This window comes from Mycoplasma sp. 4423 (assembly GCF_054353855.1).
Window position 1 is genome coordinate 56,856 of the sequence record NZ_JBTHHJ010000001.1, and the last position, 20,674, is coordinate 77,529.

Here is a 20,674-nt window from a genome sequence, read left to right on the forward strand (position 1 = left end):
CAATGCTGATTATATGGTGCCTTAGACAGGACTTGAACCTGCATGGATTTCTCCGGCGGATTTTGAGTCCGCAGTGTCTGCCATTCCACCACTAAGGCAACTAACTAAATAATACACTTTTTTAGCAAATTTTAAAACAAAAGTGATGATTTTTCATTTTTATCATTTAGTAAATATAATATTTAGAATATTAAATAAATATATTTATATTAATATTGGAATTATTTACATACTTTTTTAAAACTACAAATTAATTTAATATAATCTTTTTTTTAAAAGTATAAAATATCAACATCATATATCAAGCAAAAAGGAGATAATATGAAACTTACAGGAATCGGAGCATCTCGTGGAGTTGCTATCGCTAACGTATTCAAAATCGAAGAATTACCTGTTGAAATTACTAAAAATACAAATAATATAGATTCAGAATTAAAAGCATATGATAATGCAACTGATAAAGTGATTGCAAAACTTGAGCATACTAAAAGTTTAGCAAGCGATCCAGAACATGCGGCAATTTTTGATGCACATATTGGATTTGTAATGGATCCGGCTGCTAAGGAAAGTATTGAAAATAAAATCAAAAACGAATCATTAACTGCTGAATATGCTGTAAATGAAGTATATACAGAGTTTGCGAATATGTTTGCAGGTATCGATGATGAATATATGCGTGAGCGTGTTGCAGATATCAAGGATGTGCTTAAAAAGTTATTATTTGCTTTAAACAATATCGAAGAACCAGATTTAACATCAATTAATTCTGAAGTTGTAATTGTTGCCGAAGATTTAAGCCCATCACAAACTGTACAATTAAACAAAAAATTCGTTAAGGGATTTGTTACAAATATTGGTGGACCTACATCGCATACAGCAATTATGGCTCGTAGTTTAGCAATTCCTTCAGTTGTTGGAACAAATTCAGTAATGGAATATACTAAAAACGGTGATGTAATTGCTTTAGATGGATCAAAAGGAACTGTTATTATTAACCCTACTGAACAAGAACAAAAGGTATATTTAAAAGCACAAACAGAATATCAAGAATATTTAAACAAACTTAAAAACTTAAAAGGAAAAACTTCACAAACAACTGATTTTCACCATGTTGAACTTGCTGCAAATATTGGTTCTCCAAAAGATTTACAAGACGTTTTAGATAACGATGCTGAAGCAATTGGATTGTTTAGATCAGAATTTTTATATATGGATAATGAACACTGACCAACTGAAGAAGAACAATTTTTAGCTTATAAAGAAGCAGTACAAAAAATGAATGGTAAAAGAGTAGTGATTAGAACACTAGATATCGGTGGGGATAAAACTTTAAAATACTTTGCTTTCCCGAAAGAAATGAATCCTTTCTTAGGATATCGTGCAATTCGTTTTTGTCTACAAAATCCAGATATTTTCAAAACTCAACTTCGTGCATTAGTTCGTGCAAGTGAGTTTGGTAAAGTTGCAATAATGTTTCCGATGATAACTAATGTTGATGAGTTTTTAGCAGCAAAAGAACTTTATAACCAAGCATATGATGAAGTTTATGTAACTAATAAAAACATTGCTGCAAAGGATAAAATTGAAGTAGGTATGATGATGGAAACACCTGCTGCAGCAGTACTTTCTGATATGTTTTCAAAATATGCTGACTTTTTATCAATTGGAACAAATGATTTAATTCAATACTCAATGGCTGCAGATCGGATGAATGAAAATATTTCTTATTTATATCAACCACTTAATCCATCGATTTTGAGATTAATTAAACATATCATCGACGGTGGACATAAGCACGGAAAATGAGTTGGTATGTGTGGAGAAATGGCTGGTGATCGTAATGCTTTACCTATTTTATTAGGTTTAGGCTTAGATGAATTCTCTATGTCAGCAAATAATATCTTAGCAAGTAGAGAATTAGTAAATCAACTTTCTTATAAACAAATGCAACAACTTGCTCAAAAAGCAATTGAATGTGAAAACCAAGAACAAGTTCAGAAATTATTAGCAGAATCTTTATCATAATTTAAAAGTTAAAATCAAGCACATATGGTGCTTGTTTTCATCCTTTTATACGAAAAATCAAGTAAATTATGATATAATAGCAAAATAAAATCATCCGAGGTAAAGATGGCAGTAAAAAATATTTCTAGGCATGCATTAAGAATAAAAAACATCGAAATTATTTATAAACATGAATTACTTGATATTCCTTATAACCTTGAAGCTATTATTAATGAATTTCAAATAAATTTTGAACAAAAACTTTTCTTTATCAAGGTCAAAAATTCAGTTGTTTTTGTTAAAAAAATACTGCAGAAGTTATTAAACGAGGATTGACCGTGACAACGACTTAGTCCACTTATTCGTGCAATATTAATAAATGCATGTGTAGAACTTTATTCTATACAACCAAAAATTGTAATAAATGAAGCCGTGATTATTACTAAAGAATATTTTGGACAGCCATCTAAATTATACAAAACCTCTAATGACGAACTTTTATATCAATTTGTCAATGCTATTTTAGAGAATTTTTATAAAGCAGTTATTGTACTCGATTCTGAAAGCAGAAATGCAAACTAATGAAACTTTATTAAAATATATTTTTTTAAAGCATCAAAGTTTATTTAACTTTATATTCAAAACTTTTATTGATTTAGATGTTATTGAAAAATATGATTTATCGAAAATACAATGAATTGAAATTAAAAATAATTTTAATGGTTTTAATGCAACTATAAATAACTTTTTACAAGGTTTTATAGTTAAAAACACAAATAAATTAATGCTTAAAAACTTTTTTATCTATATGTTTTTGCAACTTATTTATAGAAACAAAAAGCATAAATTTATTAAAACATGTTCGTTTTTTGATGAAATTCAAAATGAGATAGCTTTTAATAATAAAAAACGCAGTTATTACTATGATTTTTTAGATGAATTTAAAAAAATACCTAACTATAATATATTTTTGATTAAGATATTAAGGAGGTTGTTATAATGAATGACTGGATTCGTAAGCAATTCCCAATCCTTAATAAAATTACTTATTTTGACAGTGCTGCATTGGTTTTAAAACCGATTTCTGCAACAAATGCAATTTATAACTATTATAAAAATATCTCAATTTCTTCAAGAACAGCTGACACGCCACTTGGAAATTTAGTGAATTCAAAAATCGCATCTGTTAGAAATAAAGTGGCGAAACTAATTGATAGTAAGGATCATGAAATAATCTTTACCAGTGGAACAACTGAATCGATTAATTTGTTTGTAAATATGTTTTCGCATTTATTAAAACCAAATGATGTAATTTTATTAAATGCTTTTAATCATTCTTCAAACCTTATTCCGTGAATTGAAGTGTCAAAAAAAATAGGATGCAAAATCCATATTAGTAATAATTTACTTGAAGATTTGCAAACCTTTAAAAATATTAAAATTCTAGCATTCGCTCAAGAAAATAACACATTTAATCAAAATTTTGACATCAAAAAAATATCACAAATAGCACATTCAAAGAATATTTATGTCTTTAACGATGCTGCACAATCAATTAGTCATCAAAAAGTTTCATTAAATGATTCAGATATCATTGTTTTTAGCACAAATAAGTTTTACGGTCCTACCGGTATGGGTGTTTTAGCAATTAAGGAAACACTTTTAAAGAAGTTAAAACCAGTAAAATTTGGTGGTGGTAGTGTTACAGAAGTTCATAAAGATGCATCATGGGTTTTAAAAGATACCATCAATGCATTTGAACCAGGAACCCCTGATATTGCAGGTTTTTTTATGTTTGATAAAGCACTTGAGTTTTTTGGCAAAGTAGGTTATCAAAAAACTCAAGAAATTTTAAAAGATCTATCTTTTTATTTACACAGAAAACTGATGAATTTACCTAATATAACTGTTTCAAGTAAACCAGGTGATTTTATCGCATTAATTAATGTTAAAGGAATTAATGCACAAGATGCTGCAGGATATTTGGGAAGCAAAAATATTTATACAATTGCTGGGATTTTTTGTGCTCCTTATATAAGAAATATCATTAAAGAACACTCGTTTTTAAGAATTTCTTTAGGTATTTATAATAATTATTCAGATATTGATAAATTAATTGATGCTTTAGCAAATGGAGGTGATTTTTATGCATTTTAATCCGAATATAGCACGCGAAACGATAATGAATCACTATCTTAAACCAAAGAATAAAACAAAACTTGATACATCAAATGTTTTTTATAGCACTAGTTGTTCGGATAAGTTATTAGTTGATTTAAAATGGGATCAAAACATCCTAATAGATGCAAGTTTTGATGGGCTCGGATGTGCACCTTTTTTAGCAGGTGCTGATATGTTTTTAGATGCTGTTAAAGGCAAAACAAAAGAACAAATCGACTTACTAGTAGATATTTTCACCAAATTTGTTAATGGTGAAAATATCAGTGATGAACATATGGATTTATTAGGTGATTTATGAGTTTTTTATAACATCAAAAGTCAACCAAATCGCATTCATTGCACCTTAATGATAACTAAAGCATTTAAAGATGTCTAGACCTTATATTTTTCACATTGATTTTGATTCATATTTTGTTTCTGCTATTAGAACTTTAAAACCTAATTTGCTTAATAAACCAGTAGCGATTGCAAATAAAGGAATCCATTCGGTTGCTGTTTCAGTGAGTTATGAACTTAGACAACTTGGTATCAAAGCGGGGGCAAAAATATCAGAAATATTAAAAAAAGAACCAAAAACAATCATTGAACAACCTCGTTTTGATTTATATATTGCAACTTCAAATGCGATTTTTAGATATATTAAAAAGTTCTATGCTGCTAAATTTGAAATCGGGTCAATTGACGAATGCTACATCCAAGTTCATAGCAGCATTGATAGCGATGAAAAAGCTTTACAACTTGCTAAAAGATTGCAAGATGATATCAAAAATAACTTTAAAATCCCTATTAGTATTGGAATTTCTAAAACTAAGTTTTATGCAAAAATGACAACTAATTTATTTAAACCAAAGGGAATTGCTGTAACTAATAGCAAAAATTATCAAGAACGTTTCTTTAGTCTACCGATTACTAAATTTCACGGTATCGGAGAAAAACTTGGTAATCACTTTAAAAACCTTGAAATAAATACCATTGGGGATTTAGCAACATTAACTTATAATGATATAAGACTGACATCAATTTTTAAAACATCTGGATATAAATTCATAGATGCTTTAAATTATTTTGCTGATTCAGATGTTAGTGATGAAATTCCTGAAGTCAAAGGGATTAGTCACGATATCACCTTTAACAAAAAAGACATAAACACTGAAGATATTTTGCAAAATATAGCAATACAAGCACAAAAAGTATCAAGAAGGTTGCAAAAATTATATAAACTAGGTAATCAAATTAGCTTTGGTGTACGAACATTTAGTGATGGTTGAATTGCAAAACATATGGTAGTTGAAAAATTTATCAATGAAGCAGATGAAATTATTAAATATTGTAAGCAACTTTTTTATGATAATTTTTTAGATACCAAAATCATCGGAATCAGCATCCGTGTATCAAACTTAATCAATTCCTTTGAAAACTACCGTAGTTTAAGTATTTTAGAAACACCAAAAGTATGTAAATCTAACTACATTGTAGATCAAATTATTAATAAAGTGAATACAAAAATGAAAATGAAGAGTTTAAAAACTTTGGCGGACTATAACATCGAACGAATTAAAAAAAGAAGGGGACAATCTGATTCAATTGAAGTAGGTGTCTTTAAGAGGTAAATTATGAAAATAGGTATATATGGTGGTTCATTTGATCCAATTCATATTGGTCATATAAAGCTTGCAAAATATGCAATTAAAGAACTTAATTTAGATAAACTACTATTTGTTCCGACTTTTACATCACCGTTTAAGTCTAAAACAAAATTAGTTAAACCATATCAAAAAGCAGAAATGATTCAGCTGGTTTTAGAAGAGAAAATGCAATTATGTGACTTTGAAATTAAGCGAAATAATGTCTCATATACCATTGATACAGTAAAATATCTAAGGCAAAAATATCCTAATGATCAACTTTTTTTATTAATCGGGAGTGATAATTTACCAAAATTAAATAAATGAAAAGACATTGATATTATCTCTCAACTCACACAAATAACCGTATTTCGTCGTGATAAAAACATTAATAAAATTAACTTAAAAAAATATAATGGAATTTTGTTAAATAACCCTCTTTATGATTTTGCATCAAGTGATTTTAAAAACGGAATGCTATCGCATGTAGATAAAAAAGTTTTAAACTACATTCAAAAAGACGGTTTATATTTAGAACAAATTATTCATAATAGCCTTTCTGCTTTGCGTGCCAAGCATTCTGTAGCAACAGCTGATTTTGCTGTCAAACTTGCTAAAGCTCATAATTATCCTGCTAAGGATGCTTATATCGCAGGATTAACACATGATATTGCAAAAGAATGGGATGTTAAAAGATCGCTGCAAGCAATTAAAGAGTTTGAACCAGATATTAAAGAAGAAAATCCAGCATTTTTACACCAAATCTGTTCATATATATGATTAAAGCATGGATATATGCTACATAATCAAGCCATTTTACAAGCTGTTCGTTATCATACCCAATTACATCCGAATATGAGCAAGTTAGATAAAATTATTTTTGTCGCCGATAAAATTTGTCAAGGACGACGTTTTACTGGAATTCAAAAAATACGAGATCTTGCGTTAACTAATTTAGATGCTGGCTTTAAAGAAGTTGTAAAACAAACCTATGATTTTAATATTTCAAAAGGTGTAAAATTCTCTAATGAATCACTAAATTTATACAACTTATATATGAAAGATTAAAATGGAAAAAATTAGATTACAAAAACTACTTTCACAAGCTGGAATCGCATCAAGACGTGAAGCAGAAACATTAATTGAAAAAGGTTATGTAACAGTAAATGGTATGGTAGCTAAATTAGGTGATAAAGCAGATTTTAGCGATAATGTGTTTGTGAAAAATAAACCTATATTTCAGCAACAAAAAGTTTATTATGTTTTAAACAAACCAACAAAAACTATTACAACTTTAAAAGATAATTTCAATAGACCTTCTGTGATAGATTTAATGAATGTTCCTTATAAAGTGTTCCCAGTAGGGCGTCTTGATTATGATACTACTGGAGCACTAATAATGACAAATGATGGTGATTTAGCAAATAAATTAATGCATCCAAGATATCAGATCCCCAGAGTGTATCGAGCGAGAATAAACGAAAAACTTAGTGTAAAAGAATTAAAGAAACTTAATTCAATAGTTAAAGTTAATGGAGTTAAAAGTGTGCAGGATGTTATCCCTTGTGGAAGCGATTCACCAAAAAGTTATTTTGTTGTTTTAACACAAGGAACATATCATCATGTTAAAGAATTATTTAAATTGGTAGATAAGTTAGTTATCAATCTAAAAAGACTTGAATATGCAGGAATCACAGTAGAAAAAATGCCAATTGGAACCTATCGACCACTTACCTTAAAAGAAGTTAAGGATTTGAAAAATTTAGTTAGATTACAAGAAGAAAAATTGCAAAAAAGAGAAAATAATTCGTAATTTTCTCTTTTTTGCTTGTTCACAGGGACAAAAAAATACTTAATTCTAGCTGTTTATAATAACTTTAAACAAAAAATTGTGTATAATTTAATAAATTTTTAATTTATTAAATTGGAGGGGATATGGCAGAAAATCAAGAGAAAAAAACAAAAATTAAAGAATATGACTATGAAGAAGATAACCACATCGTCTTTAAGAAAAAAGAACCAATAATAGAAGAAGACGAAGAAGAAATTCCACAAAATAATGCAGAATATCAAGTTTCATCACAAATCATCAGCGAATCAAAAGACGGTTTGCATCCAATTCTAGTCGATGATGAGATGAAAACATCCTTTTTAGAATATGCTATGAGTGTTATTGTTTCTAGAGCACTCCCAGATGTTCGCGATGGACTAAAACCAGTACACCGTAGAATTTTATATGATATGTCTGAGTTAGGTATTACTCCTGGTTCGCAACACCGTAAATCAGCGCGTATTGTTGGAGATGTACTCGGAAAATATCACCCTCATGGTGATTCATCGGTTTATGAAGCAATGGTTCGTATGGCACAGGATTTTTCAATGCGTTATCCGTTAGTTGATGGACACGGAAACTTTGGATCAATCGATGGTGACCAAGCTGCTGCGATGCGTTATACCGAAGCTCGTATGTCTAAGTTATCTGCTGAAATGCTAGAAGGAATAAAAAAAGAAACAGTTGATTTTGTGGATAACTATGATGCAAGCGAAAAAGAGCCTGCTGTACTTCCTTCTCGCTTTCCAAACCTACTTGTATCTGGTTCATCTGGTATTGCTGTTGGTATGGCAACCGAAATCCCTCCACATAATTTAGGTGAAACTATTGATGCTACAGTTGCTTTAGCCAAAAATCCTAACATCAGCACCAAAGAGTTAATGCAACATATAAAAGGTCCTGATTTTCCTACGGGAGCAATAATTTTAGGTACTCGTGGGATTATTGATACTTATGAAACAGGACGTGGCAGCATTATAGTTCGCTCTAAAACTAATATTATAGAAAAAGCGAATGGTAAATCACAAATTATAGTTTCGCAAATACCATATGCGATTAAAAAAACCACTTTAATTCAAAAAATTGTTGAACAACATAAAAATAAAGAAATTGAAGGAATTGCTGATTTACGCGATGAATCAAATCGCGATGGAATTCGCATTGTGATTGATATTAAGCGTGGCTTCAACCCACATATTATTTTAAATAAGTTATATCAAAAAACTTATTTACAGACTGCATACAGTGCTAATTTAGTTGCTTTAGTCAATGGTGAACCGAAACTACTTACATTAAAAACTGCTCTTAATGAATATTTAAAACATCAAAAAGATGTTGTTACCCGTAGATTAAAATTTGATTTAACCCGTGCCGAAGAACGAGCGCATATCTTAGAAGGTTTAAAAATTGCTATTTTTAATATTGATGAAGTTATTGCAATCATTAAAGCATCCAAAACTGATTTAATTGCACAAGAAAAGCTTAGTATGCGTTTTGAGTTAAGCGAAAAACAAACTAAAGCAATTTTAGATATGAATTTGCGTCGTTTAACAGGATTAAGTATCGAAAAGATGCAAGAAGAATTAAAAAATTTATTAACTGAAATTGCTCATTATAAAAATATATTAGCACACGAAGATAAATTAATTGATTTAATTATTAGTGAACTACAGGAAATTAAAGCAAAATTTAATGATGCTCGTCGCACACAAATTGATATTTCTGGTGCTGGTAAAATAACTGAAGAAGATTTAATCCCTGAAAATGATATTGTAATCACAACGTCAGTAAATGGTTATGTGAAACGTATTAACTTAGATGAATATAACACACAAAAACGTGGTGGAGTTGGTTCGGTTGCTATGAAAACATATAAAGACGATGATATCGCGATGATTATTCAAGCAAAAACCCATACTGATTTATTGTTATTTTCAAATTTTGGTAGAGCATATAAACTTCGTGGGCACCAAATTCCAGAAGGAACCAAACAAAGTAAAGGTGTTCCTTTTATAAATGTTTTAGAAACCTTAGATGTTAATAATGGTGAAAAGATTATTTCTATTATTAGTGTTGATGATTATGAGCAAAATCAATATTTAACTACTGTAACAAAGTTTGGTATCTTTAAGAAAACTGATATAGCTTCTTTTAAAGTTGTTCGTCGCAATGGACTTATTGCCTTCAAACTAGCTGATGCAGATGAATTAGTATGTGCATTCTTATCATCTGATGAAGATCATATTTTAGTTGCAAATAACTATCGTAATATTGCAATCTTTAAAAATGATGATATTCGAGCATTAGGTCGTAATAGCATCGGTGTAAGAGCAATAAAACTTGAAGAAAATCAATATGTTGTATCTGCTTCATCGAACCGTGATGGCAATTTAGTGCTTTCTCTTGGTTCAAAAGGTTATGGAAAACTTACTGATGAAGGTGAATATAATTTAACTAAACGTAATGTTAAAGGTCTTGTAGGAATTGATAATATAAAAGCTGGAAATCTTATTTATGCAGGATTTGTAAGTTTAGAAGATGAATTATTGATAATTACTTCACAAGGGATAACTATTAGAACACAAATTACACAAATACCTAAATCATCACGTCAAACTAAAGGTTCTCGTATTATTAATTTAAAAGACAATGATGAAATAGTTGCAGTTGATGTAATTAAATTAAGATAGGAAGCAATGAATAAAAAAGATAATAAGAAGTCTTTACTTTATGAATCATTTACAGAAGCATCGAAATTCTTTAAAAAAGGTAACTTAATTATACTTGCCGTTGGTTTTTTGGCTGGGACAGTATTTAATGCAGTAGTTTCTTCATTAGCAAACGATGTTATTATGTCTGCAATTGCACATAATATCCTTGGTGATAAATTTAAAGACTTAGAAAGTTTAGTGTGAAAAGGTATTAAATACGGGAAATTTTTAGGTGCAATAATTAATTTTGTAATCATTTCATTCACCTTATTTATTATGTTAATGTCTTATTTTATAATAAAAACTGGTATCAAAAGGTATAGATTAAAGAAAAATCCACCTGTTGCAATCGAACCTGAAGTAGTTAAACCTACCACAGATGAATTAATTTTAGAGCAACTGAAATTAATTAATCAAAACTTAAATAAAGAACCACAAAATCAACAATCAGATGTCGACTATCAATCAGAATAAAAATGTTTTTACCTATATCATAGGTAAAAACATATTTTTATAACAATTCAATACCTTTGTCTTTCATTTCTTCGATGTGTTCTTTTGGTCAATAACTTGACTGAACTTCACCGATATGTGCTTTTTCAAGTAAGAACATACTTAAACGACTTTGACCGATTCCACCCCCAATAGTTAATGGTAATTGATCATTAAGGATTTTATAATGAAACGGTGACAGGTTTAACAAATTTTCTTTATCCATATTCGATTGTCTTAACATCGATTCAGCATCCACGCGTATTCCCATCGATGATAACTCGATTGCTTTATCTAAAACATAAGAATACACCAACAAATCACCATTTAATTTTCAATCATCATAGTCAAATGCACGTTTTGAATGAACTATACCTGATTTAAGATTTTCACCTATGCTATAAACGAAAACAGCTCCCTTTTCCTTTACAATTACATCTTCACGTTGTTCAGGTGATAAATTTGGATATAAATCTTCTAAATCTTGAGCACTAATAAAAAATAAGTTTTCAGCAAGTTTATCAGTAAGTTTTGGAAATTCTTCTTGCAATGCATACTTAGTAGCTTTAACAGCATCATAAATTTTACTTACAATCTTTTTTAGAAAACCTAAATTACGATCATCACGCGAAATAATTCTTTCTCAGTCTCATTGATCTACATAATATGAATGAGTCGAATCGAGCTCTTCTTCACGACGGATTGCATTCATATCAGTATAAATACCTTCACCATCTAAATATTGATATTGTTTTAATGCATGACGCTTTCATTTTGCTAACGAATGCACGACTTCTAAGCGAACATTAGAATCTTTTGGATTAAATCAGACTGCCTTTTCACCTGATAGACCATCATTTAGTCCTGTTTTTGCATCTAAAAATAACGGTGCAGTTGCTCTAGTCAAGTTTAATGCTACCTTAATATTTGCTTGAAAAATTTGTTTAAGATCTTGAATAGCTATTTGTGTTTCTTTAATGTCTAATTTTGATTTATACATAGCAATTTAATTTTAAACTAATTTATTTTTGTTGATAATTTTTTTCTTTATTTATGAACAATTTTACATCCATCTTTTTTTTAAAAAAACTAAAAATATACATAGTATGGCAATAATAAGTTCTATTTATACATTCGTTTTATTAAATTATCCACAAGTTTATACACAAAAAAAATAATTTTGTTCTTTAACACCTATAAAAATCAAAAAATCGTTATAATTATAAAATAATATATGAACAAAAATTTAGCAAATTTATTGAGACCACGGAAATTAGATGATATTGTCGGTCAAAATCATATTAAAAAATTGCTTAAGGAGGTAATTGAAAACAAAATTACTTCTAGTTTTTTGTTTTTCGGTGAAAGTGGAACAGGTAAAACAACAACTGCTTTTGTTTTAGCAAATGAGTTAAATTTAAAAGCGGGGTATTTTAATGCATCGATTGATAATAAAGCAGATTTAATAAAAATTTTAGATGATTGCGATGTTATAATAATCGATGAAATCCATCGTTTGAATCGTGATAAGCAAGATATATTACTATCTTATTTAGAGTTTGATAAAATAATTGTTTATGCTACAACAACAGAAAATCCTTATTTTAAAGTTGTTCCTGCTGTTCGTAGCAGAATGCAGATTTTGCAGTTTAATAAAATAGATGTTCAAGATATCGCTTTAACGCTAGAGAAAATTATAAAAGAAAATTATCCTTATTTAAAAATAAGCAAGGAAAATTTAGTCAATTTAGCAGCTTTTTCAAGTGGTGATTTAAGAGCAAGTATAAATAACTTACAATTACTTGCACTATTAAAAAAAGATGGAAAAGAAGTTAGTAAAAATGACTTAAAAACTATAATACCAAATATCAATTTTTATAGCGATAATAAGCAAAGTGCTCACTATAATAACCTTTCAGCATTTCACAAATCACTTCGTGGTAGTGATATTGATGCTGCATTATATTATGGTTTTTTAATTTTACAAAGTGGTGATAATGATGGTTTGTTTCGAAGGATGCTTGCTGTTGCATACGAAGATATTGGATTAGCAAATCCAATGGTAGGTGCAAAAACTGAAGCAGCCATAAGAGTTTTTGAAAGACTAGGTATCCCCGAGGGGGAACTTGCTATTACATCAGCAATAATCGAACTTGCTTCGTCTCCTAAAAGTAATTCCGTTGTTTTAGCACGTGATAAAGTTAAGCAAACCATTTTAAATGGTAACATTTACCAAATACCATCTTATTTAAAAGACTCACATTATAAATCTGCAGTAAAATTAGGTGATGGAGTTGGTTATCAATACCCACATGACTATTTTAAACATTGAAATAATCAACAATATTTACCAAAACAACTACAAAATACTAAATTTTACATTCCAAGCAGCAACAAAAATGAACAAAACATTTTAGAATATTGAAACAATTTAAAAGCAGAATGAAAAAAACACTATAAAAAGGAATAATAATGTTAAAACTTGAAGATATAAATACACTCGAAGATCTTAAACAAGCAAAAGCTAAAATTTATTCATCAGATGGACAAATATATCAACTACAACAAAGTCTAAAAACTGCACCAGTTGAACAAAAAAAACAAATCGGTAAACAAATTAATGAATTAAAGAAAACATATGAAGAGTTTTTTAAAAATGCTGAAGAAAGATTGGAAAAAATAGAAATAGATCGTAAAATAAACTCAGAATTTATTGATATTAGCAAACCTGTATACAAACCTGGTAGCTTGCATCCGATAACATTAATCGAAGAACACATTAAGACTTGGTTTATTCAGCATGGTTATTATCAGCAAGAAAGTGGTGAAATAGTTTCTGATTTATATAATTTTGAGAAACTTAATATCCCCATCAATCATCCGGCTCGAGCAATGCATGATTCACTTTATTTAAATGCTACAACATTATTAAGAACTCATAATACTGGAATTACTGCAAAAGTTCTACACGAAAATAAAAATATCGAAATTTCAACATTTGCATTAGGTAAGGTGTATCGAAATGATGAAGATGATGCTACTCATTCACATCAGTTTACACAACTCGACTTTGTTTGTGTTGGTAACGTTAGTTTTCCAAATCTCATATGAACTTTAAAATCCTTTCTATCCTATGTTTTGGAAGAAGAAATTGATATAAGGTTGCGTCCTAGTTATTTTCCATTTACCGAGCCTAGTGTGGAGGTAGATATGTTTTATAAAAATCATTGAATAGAAGTTTTAGGTGCTGGAATGCTGCATCCGAAAGTGCTACAAATGGCAGGATTTGATGCTAAATTTAATGCTTTTGCTGCTGGTGTAGGAGTCGAAAGACTTGCAATGATTAAATATGGATTTAATGATATTAGGGATTTATATCGTAATGATTTAAGAATTTTGGAGCAATTTAGCAATGAAAGATAGTTTTTTACAAATCTTACAAAAAGAAGGTAAAAAAAGTTATTTTGATAATATTTTTCATTCTTTAAAAGAAGCAGAATTAAATAACCAAACCATCTACCCACACCAAATGGACATATTTAAGCCTTTTGAATTTTTTCAAGTTAATGAAACTAAAGTTGTTATTCTAGGTCAAGATCCTTATTATAATGATGATAGCGCAGACGGATTGGCTTTTTCTAGTTGAAAAGACGAAACACCAAAGAGTTTAGCAAACATTTTTAAAGTCCTTAAACAAGATTATCCAGATATTGTCATAAAAACTAATTCACTAGTTAATTGAGCTAAGCAAGGTGTATTATTGATGAATACAGTTTTAACAGTTATAAAAGGTAAACCTAATTCACATAAATATATCGGATGACAAAAATTTACATCAGTAATCCTAGATAAAATCATCGAGGCAAATAGTGATATAATTTTTGTTATACTAGGCAAACAAGCAAAAGAAACTGTATATAATTTATCTAACTTCGATAAAATTAAACAACAAAATATCATCGAATCCTCACATCCTTCACCGTTGTCATTTAATAAAGGATTTAATAATTCACAAATATTTTTAAAAGTTAATCATCTTTTAAAAATTCAAAATAAAACAGAAATCGATTGAAATTTACCACATGAGGAGGTTTTTAATGCTCGTTTCACTAAAACATCTAAATAGTTATTTACCAGATATCAAACTTACTGCAGAAGAAACTACAAATGCATTAAATGAAATAGGTTTTGAAGTTGAGGATGTGAGAAAATTTGCTAATATAGAAGATATTTTATTTGCAAAAGTTATTAATGTCTTCAAAAATCCAAATTCTGATCGTTTAGATGTTGTTGAATTAAAAACTAAAAAAGGACAAATTACAATCCAAACAACTAATCGAATCTTAAAGGTAGGTGATTTAGTTGTTTGTTTTCCTGTTGGTGCAAAAAGAGGTGAAATTATCTTTGGTGAAAAAACACTTAAAGGTTATCCATCACAAGGGATGTTAGCATCTTGATCAGAATTAGGTTATAAATGAGACTTACTGTCAAAAAAAGATGAGTTGTTAGTCTTACCAAATGATTTTGCAAGCATAAACGATGATCCAATGCAACTTTTAAGTATCGATGATTATCTAATCGAAATAGCAATCAATGCAAACCGCAATGATGCAAATTCATATTTTATTCTTGCTAAAGAACTTGCTGCATATTTTAACACTAAATTTGTTTTTGAATCAAAAGAACAAGAACCAAATTTTATAAGTGATTTTAAAGCAGCCAATGGAATAGCAAAAAATCTTAGTTTTACTGAAATAAAAGGAAAATTAAAAACAAGTATTTACGAAAAAACTTTATTAGCAAAACACGATATTTCTTCTTTATTTGATTGAAGTGTTAACCTAACAAATTTAACATTAATTAATATCGGTGTTCCAGTACACGTTTATAATGCTGCAAAACTACAAAAAAATATTACTGCAAAATTGTATTCTGGTGAGATTGAGATATTAGGTGGTAAAAAAGTTGCTGTTGATAATGTTTTAGCTATTTCAGATGACAGCAATATTATTTCACTTGCTTCTGTTATCGGTCTAGAAACCACAAAAACTGATTTAGATACAGAAAACTATTTATTTGAAGTAGGTGTTTTTGATCCTAAATACATTCGTCACAGCACAAAAGAAATAAGGATAAGCACAACTGCATCAAGTCAAGGTTCAAGGGTTATAACTGCTTACCTTGCTTCAGTTGCGATGGAATTTATTCGTTTTTATTGCAAAAATTTACAGATTTCACAAATAATTAACCCTATTATTTATCATAAGCAACCAAGCATTATATATAATGCAGAACTTTTAAAGAAATATGCAGGTATAAATGAAATAAATGTTTTTGATAATGCTTTAAAAAAACTAACTTTGCTTGGATTTAGATTTGAAAATAATAAAATAACTCCCCCTGAATATCGTTATGATATAGAAGTTTTTGAAGATATAATCGAAGAAATTTTTAGATTTTATTCATATGCAAAATTCAAACCACAACCAATTAAAACTGTTCCTGCTCATATACAAAAAATTAATAATTCTAAATCATATTTTCAGCACCAAGGATATAATGAAGTACGAACCTTTACTCTTGTTTCAAAAGAAAAAAATAAATTAAATCCTTTTTCATTTGAAAAACAAATCAATTTAATGACTTTTGTTTCAAAAGAACGCGAATGTATTCGTAATTCGATTATTACATCACTTTCAGAAGTTGTAGCATACAATCAAAAGCGTAAAATGAGCAATATTAACATTTTTGAATATGGAATGATTTCAGAAAATATAATGGTTTGAGGACTTGTGAGCACAACAAAGACTTTTGAACAACTAAAACAAGATGTTATTAATTTCTTAGGTTTTGATGTTAAATTTACTGCACTAAAGGATAATGATTATATTCATCCAAATGTTTCTGCTTATATAAAATACAATAATACGATTATCGGATGAATTGGAAAAATCCATCCCAAATATGATCAAACAAATGCTTTTTATGCAGAATTTATGGATATAAAAGCAAATAATAAGATTAAATATATCCCAGTAGATTTAAGCCCATTAAAAACTCTTGATTTAACTTTTACACTTAAAAATACCGATTATATAGGTAATATTGTTTCAAATTTAAGATGTCTTGGTCAAATTTATGACATCCAACAAATTGATAATTATCAACAAACAAATACTCGCAATGTTACATTAAGAATTAGTGCAAATGATGAAGTTATACAAAGATTAAATGAAAAATTTAATAAGTAGGTAAAAAATGTATTCAAAAATTAAACTACATGATAAAGTTGTTTCCGATGCGATCAATAACGAACTACAAAGACAAGAGGACCACATCGAATTAATTGCAAGCGAAAACTATGTTTCTGAAGATATCTTAAAGGCACAAGGAAGTGTGTTAACAAACAAATACGGAGAAGGATATCCTAACAAACGCTATTATGGTGGATGTGAAAATGTAGATGTGATCGAACAAGCTGCTATTGATCGTTTAAAACTATTATATGGTGTTAAATATGCAAATGTGCAACCATATTCTGGTTCAGTTGCTAACGCTGCTGCTATTGCTGCATGTGTACCTTCAGGTGGGAAAATTATGGGATTATCCTTAAATAGCGGTGGGCACTTAACTCACGGATATAAAATTTCTTTTAGTGGGATTTTTTATCAATCAGTTTCATATGATTTATCCAAAGATGAATTATTAGATTATGATGCAATCGAAGAATTAGCTATTAAAGAAAAACCGGATTTGATTATTTGTGGATATTCATCATATTCAAGATTAATAGACTTTAAACGTTTTCGGCAAATTGCTGATAAAGTCGGTGCCAAGTTGCTTGCAGATATTGCGCATTTAGCAGGATTGATAGCTGGTGGAGTATTTCCATCTCCGGTTAATTATGCACATATTATTACATCTACAACTCATAAAACTTTACGAGGTGGTCGTGGGGGAATAATTATGACTAATGATGCTGAATTGGCTAAAAAAATTGATCGTTGAGTGTTTCCTGGTTATCAAGGTGGTCCATTGTTTCATGCTATTGCTGGTAAAGCAGTTGCTTTCTACGAAGCATTACAACCACAATTTAAGCAATATGCTAAAGATATCATTAATAACTCGAAGCGTTTTTGCGATGCATTCAAGCGTCGTGGAGCAGTAATTATTAGTGGAGGAACTGATAATCATTTATTTATGATTAATGTATTAAAAACCTATCAAATAAACGGTTTAGAAGCCGAAAAAGTATTACATAAAATTAATATTACAGCAAATAAGAATACTATTCCATTTGATACTCTATCACCTTTTTTAGCAAGTGGAATCCGCCTTGGTACTGCTGCTATGACTAGTCGTGGTTTTAAACAATGAGCATTATTAGCAGACATTATTGATACAGCTTTAAAAAATATACACCTTATTAATTCAGATACCAAAGCAGGACAAAGACTACTTAGTTCATTAAAAAACAAGGTTGTCAAAATTACTAGTGAGCATCCGATTAAAAAATCGTATTTATAAAATCACATCTATTTTTGGATGTGATTTTCTGTAAGATAATCATATATATTATCAGCAAATACTTTTAACTTATGATTGATACCAGGTTCATTGATTGAATGTGCCGCACCATTAATAAAAGTTAATTTAACATTATTTAGTTCTTTAGCTAATAAATATGCACCTATTGGTCTGGTATCTACATCTTGACGACCATGCACAATATATGTTCTAATATCTTTTATTTTATGTGCATTTTCAAGAATATAATTATCCGAAGGTAAAAGTGATTTATTTAAAAAGAAATGTAATTGATTGTAAAATAAATCTTTGTGTTCTTCTTGAAGAACAGGTACTTGGCGAATTTGTTTTCGGCTTAAATACCTTTCTTGTGGTTCAATTGTAACAATTGATTCTTCTCACTCGCAAAAGTTTTGAATCAATTTAATCTCTTTTTCTTTTGCGTTCTTAGATTTTAAGATTTTAGTTCAAGCATTATAGTATTTTTCCAAAACTTTTGCACCATCATATTTAGCAACTGCATTATAAAATTTCTTATATGCTTCTGGATAAAAGGTTGCCGCTCCATTAGGTTCATATAGAAAATCAATGTCTTCTTGACGTGCTAAGAAAATTCCACGCAGCAACATAGAAGCAACATTTTCTGGGTATCTAATAGCATAAAGTAATGCTAATGTAGTCCCCCAACTTCCTGCAAATAAGGTTACTTTATTTAACTTAAAATGTTTTCTAATTCGCTCAATATCTTCAATTTGATCATCTATCGTATTTGAATCAGGAATTCATTTTGGTTTGCTAGAACCACATCCCCTTTGATCAAAAGAAATTAAATAAAACTTACTTTTATCAAAAATTCTTAAATATGGATTTGTATTAAAAGCACCTGGTCCACCATGTAAAATAATTACAGGATATCCGCTAAAGCGGTTTCCACTAACACGATAATACAATTTATATCCATCTCCAACATCAAGATAATCACTCAAAGTTAAGATATTTTTATCATTTCATTGATTCATTATTTGTTTTCATTAGGTCTAGAAAAGACATAATAACCATTTTCTGTAACTAGAACATCATCCTCGATTCTAGCACCACCTAAACCTTCGATATATATTCCGGGTTCAACTGTTATTATCATACCAGGTTCTAAAACATAATTAGAAAATTTTGAAACGTTAGGAAACTCATGAACATCAATACCTAACCCATGTCCAGTAGAATGCACAAAGTATTGTCCATAACCTTTTGCTTCAATATAATCACGGCATACTTTATCAATTTGTGATGCTTTGATACCAGGACGAACCGCTTTTCTCCCTGCTGCTGCTGCTTCTTTAACGATTTCTAAGATTTCAAGTTGCTTTGGATTTGCTAGTTTTTCATCACCTAAAATAAAGGTACGTGTAATATCTGCTGTATATCCTTTGTATTGAGCTCCAAAATCTATTTTTAGTAAATTGTTATTAACAAGTTTTTTATCAGTTGGATGATGATGAGGTTCCGCAGAAGCTTCAGCAGTTGCGACAATTTCCTCAAATCCTTCTTTTTCTGCACCTTTTAACTTTAATAAATAATTCAGTTTAAAAGCAACTTCTTTTTCACTCATACCAGGTTTGATTCACTCTTTAAGTTCATTGAGTGCCTGCATAGAAATATCTACAGCTTTTTGTATTAACTCAATTTCTCCATCATCTTTTAATATTCTAAGATGTTGCGCTGAAACTCACTCAATATGATCGGGATTTACTCAAGATAAAATTTGATCTTGAACTTGTTTTACTAAATATTCTTTTTCAAGTGCTATTTTCTTAAAGTTCTTTGCTGCAAATCAATTTTTAACTGCATCACCTTTAATTAAAACAATTTCTGCATTCTTTGCATTTTTTTGTGCATACTCAATATATCTTCCATCAACAAATAAGGTTGCTTCATCTTTTTCAATAGCGATGAATCCATCAGTTGTTTGAACTCCGGCATATCAAAGTCTTGTTTGTGGTGCTTCAGAAATTAAAACTTCTACACCAGTTTTAGCGAACATTTCATCTAATTTTTTACGATTCATAAAACTCCTAAATTAAAAAACGCAGTTATTGCTGCATTATTTCTTTTCTTTATGTGCTGTATGCGCATTACATTTATGACAGTGTTTTGCTAACTCTACTTTTTCAGGATGAGTTTTTTTATTTTTCTTTGAAATATAATTTTCCATTTTGCACTTTGTACATGCTAATGTATAACCTTCTCTTGGCATATAACTCCTTTATTTATTTAGTATTACAATTTTACCAAAATATTTTTTT

At 29.3% G+C, this 20,674-nt stretch carries 19 protein-coding genes and 1 tRNA gene; 15 read left to right on the plus strand and 5 right to left on the minus strand.

Annotation, left to right across the window (positions count from 1 at the left end):
* Nucleotides 1-14 precede the first annotated feature (14 nt).
* A tRNA-Leu gene (locus ACXYRN_RS00140) sits at nucleotides 15-98 on the minus strand.
* 223 nt (nucleotides 99-321) lie between these two features.
* On the opposite strand from ACXYRN_RS00140, the gene ptsP reads away from it, so the two are divergent.
* From ptsP to ACXYRN_RS00190, 10 genes are all read left to right on the plus strand, one after another.
* Complete coding sequence (ptsP, locus tag ACXYRN_RS00145) at nucleotides 322-2,025, plus strand: phosphoenolpyruvate--protein phosphotransferase (RefSeq protein WP_458607211.1); 1,704 nt, start codon at nucleotides 322-324, stop codon at nucleotides 2,023-2,025.
* Between the two features lie 105 nt (nucleotides 2,026-2,130).
* Complete coding sequence (locus ACXYRN_RS00150) at nucleotides 2,131-2,586, plus strand: transcription antitermination factor NusB (RefSeq protein WP_458607212.1); 456 nt, start codon at nucleotides 2,131-2,133, stop codon at nucleotides 2,584-2,586.
* Entirely contained in the window at nucleotides 2,576-3,004 is a 429-nt protein-coding gene (locus tag ACXYRN_RS00155) for a hypothetical protein (protein WP_458607213.1), read from the plus strand. Before ACXYRN_RS00150 ends, ACXYRN_RS00155 begins: the two co-directional genes overlap by 11 nt.
* Nucleotides 3,004-4,161 carry an aminotransferase class V-fold PLP-dependent enzyme gene (locus ACXYRN_RS00160; protein ID WP_458607214.1) on the plus strand — a complete coding sequence of 386 codons (1,158 nt, stop codon included), beginning with the start codon at nucleotides 3,004-3,006 and terminating at the stop codon, nucleotides 4,159-4,161. Before ACXYRN_RS00155 ends, ACXYRN_RS00160 begins: the two co-directional genes overlap by 1 nt.
* A complete protein-coding gene (locus ACXYRN_RS00165) occupies nucleotides 4,151-4,561 on the plus strand; it encodes an iron-sulfur cluster assembly scaffold protein (RefSeq protein ID WP_458607215.1) in 411 nt (136 codons plus the stop codon). Before ACXYRN_RS00160 ends, ACXYRN_RS00165 begins: the two co-directional genes overlap by 11 nt.
* The gene (locus ACXYRN_RS00170) at nucleotides 4,554-5,795 is read left to right on the plus strand and encodes a Y-family DNA polymerase (protein WP_458607216.1); all 1,242 of its coding nucleotides are present in this window, start codon (nucleotides 4,554-4,556) and stop codon (nucleotides 5,793-5,795) included. The genes ACXYRN_RS00165 and ACXYRN_RS00170 overlap by 8 nt, the downstream gene beginning before the upstream one ends.
* A 3-nt stretch (nucleotides 5,796-5,798) precedes the next feature.
* On the plus strand, nucleotides 5,799-6,878 hold the full coding sequence (locus ACXYRN_RS00175; protein WP_458607217.1) for a nicotinate-nucleotide adenylyltransferase: 1,080 nt from the start codon (nucleotides 5,799-5,801) through the stop codon (nucleotides 6,876-6,878).
* A gap of 1 nt (nucleotide 6,879) precedes the next feature.
* On the plus strand, nucleotides 6,880-7,623 hold the full coding sequence (locus tag ACXYRN_RS00180; RefSeq protein ID WP_458607218.1) for a pseudouridine synthase: 744 nt from the start codon (nucleotides 6,880-6,882) through the stop codon (nucleotides 7,621-7,623).
* 122 nt (nucleotides 7,624-7,745) lie between these two features.
* Nucleotides 7,746-10,331: a DNA gyrase subunit A gene (gene gyrA, locus ACXYRN_RS00185; RefSeq protein ID WP_458607219.1), complete on the plus strand. Its 2,586-nt coding sequence runs from the start codon at nucleotides 7,746-7,748 to the stop codon at nucleotides 10,329-10,331.
* A 6-nt stretch (nucleotides 10,332-10,337) separates the two neighbouring features.
* A complete protein-coding gene (locus ACXYRN_RS00190) occupies nucleotides 10,338-10,826 on the plus strand; it encodes a large conductance mechanosensitive channel protein MscL (protein ID WP_458607220.1) in 489 nt (162 codons plus the stop codon).
* A 37-nt stretch (nucleotides 10,827-10,863) separates the two neighbouring features.
* Here ACXYRN_RS00190 and asnA read toward each other — a convergent pair whose 3' ends face one another.
* Nucleotides 10,864-11,844 (minus strand): aspartate--ammonia ligase, encoded by a 981-nt coding sequence (gene asnA, locus ACXYRN_RS00195; protein WP_458607221.1) that lies wholly within the window; start codon nucleotides 11,842-11,844, stop codon nucleotides 10,864-10,866.
* 234 nt (nucleotides 11,845-12,078) lie between these two features.
* Here asnA and ACXYRN_RS00200 point away from each other — a divergent pair, with 234 nt between their 5' ends.
* The 5 genes from ACXYRN_RS00200 to glyA are packed head-to-tail and all read left to right on the plus strand — an operon-like array spanning nucleotide 12,079 to nucleotide 18,371.
* Nucleotides 12,079-13,314 carry a replication-associated recombination protein A gene (locus ACXYRN_RS00200; protein ID WP_458607222.1) on the plus strand — a complete coding sequence of 412 codons (1,236 nt, stop codon included), beginning with the start codon at nucleotides 12,079-12,081 and terminating at the stop codon, nucleotides 13,312-13,314.
* A 2-nt stretch (nucleotides 13,315-13,316) separates the two neighbouring features.
* A complete protein-coding gene (gene pheS, locus ACXYRN_RS00205) occupies nucleotides 13,317-14,267 on the plus strand; it encodes a phenylalanine--tRNA ligase subunit alpha (RefSeq protein ID WP_458607223.1) in 951 nt (316 codons plus the stop codon).
* Nucleotides 14,257-14,970, plus strand: coding sequence for a uracil-DNA glycosylase (locus ACXYRN_RS00210; RefSeq protein ID WP_458607224.1), 714 nt, complete (start codon nucleotides 14,257-14,259; stop codon nucleotides 14,968-14,970). The genes pheS and ACXYRN_RS00210 overlap by 11 nt, the downstream gene beginning before the upstream one ends.
* Nucleotides 14,942-17,095, plus strand: coding sequence for a phenylalanine--tRNA ligase subunit beta (locus ACXYRN_RS00215; protein ID WP_458607225.1), 2,154 nt, complete (start codon nucleotides 14,942-14,944; stop codon nucleotides 17,093-17,095). Before ACXYRN_RS00210 ends, ACXYRN_RS00215 begins: the two co-directional genes overlap by 29 nt.
* Nucleotides 17,096-17,102: 7 nt before the next feature.
* Nucleotides 17,103-18,371, plus strand: a complete 1,269-nt coding sequence (gene glyA / locus ACXYRN_RS00220) for a serine hydroxymethyltransferase (protein WP_458607226.1) — start codon at nucleotides 17,103-17,105, stop codon at nucleotides 18,369-18,371.
* Nucleotides 18,372-18,379: 8 nt separating this feature from the next.
* On the opposite strand, the gene ACXYRN_RS00225 is transcribed toward glyA, so the two are convergent.
* Genes ACXYRN_RS00225 through rpmG form a run of 3 tightly spaced genes read right to left on the minus strand, consistent with a single transcriptional unit; the run spans nucleotide 18,380 to nucleotide 20,625 of the window.
* Nucleotides 18,380-19,390, minus strand: a complete 1,011-nt coding sequence (locus tag ACXYRN_RS00225) for an alpha/beta fold hydrolase (protein WP_458607227.1) — start codon at nucleotides 19,388-19,390, stop codon at nucleotides 18,380-18,382.
* Complete coding sequence (locus ACXYRN_RS00230; RefSeq protein ID WP_458607228.1) at nucleotides 19,390-20,436, minus strand: M24 family metallopeptidase; 1,047 nt, start codon at nucleotides 20,434-20,436, stop codon at nucleotides 19,390-19,392. Before ACXYRN_RS00230 ends, ACXYRN_RS00225 begins: the two co-directional genes overlap by 1 nt.
* Before the next feature lie 36 nt (nucleotides 20,437-20,472).
* Nucleotides 20,473-20,625: a 50S ribosomal protein L33 gene (rpmG, locus tag ACXYRN_RS00235; protein ID WP_458607229.1), complete on the minus strand. Its 153-nt coding sequence runs from the start codon at nucleotides 20,623-20,625 to the stop codon at nucleotides 20,473-20,475.
* Nucleotides 20,626-20,674 lie beyond the last annotated feature (49 nt).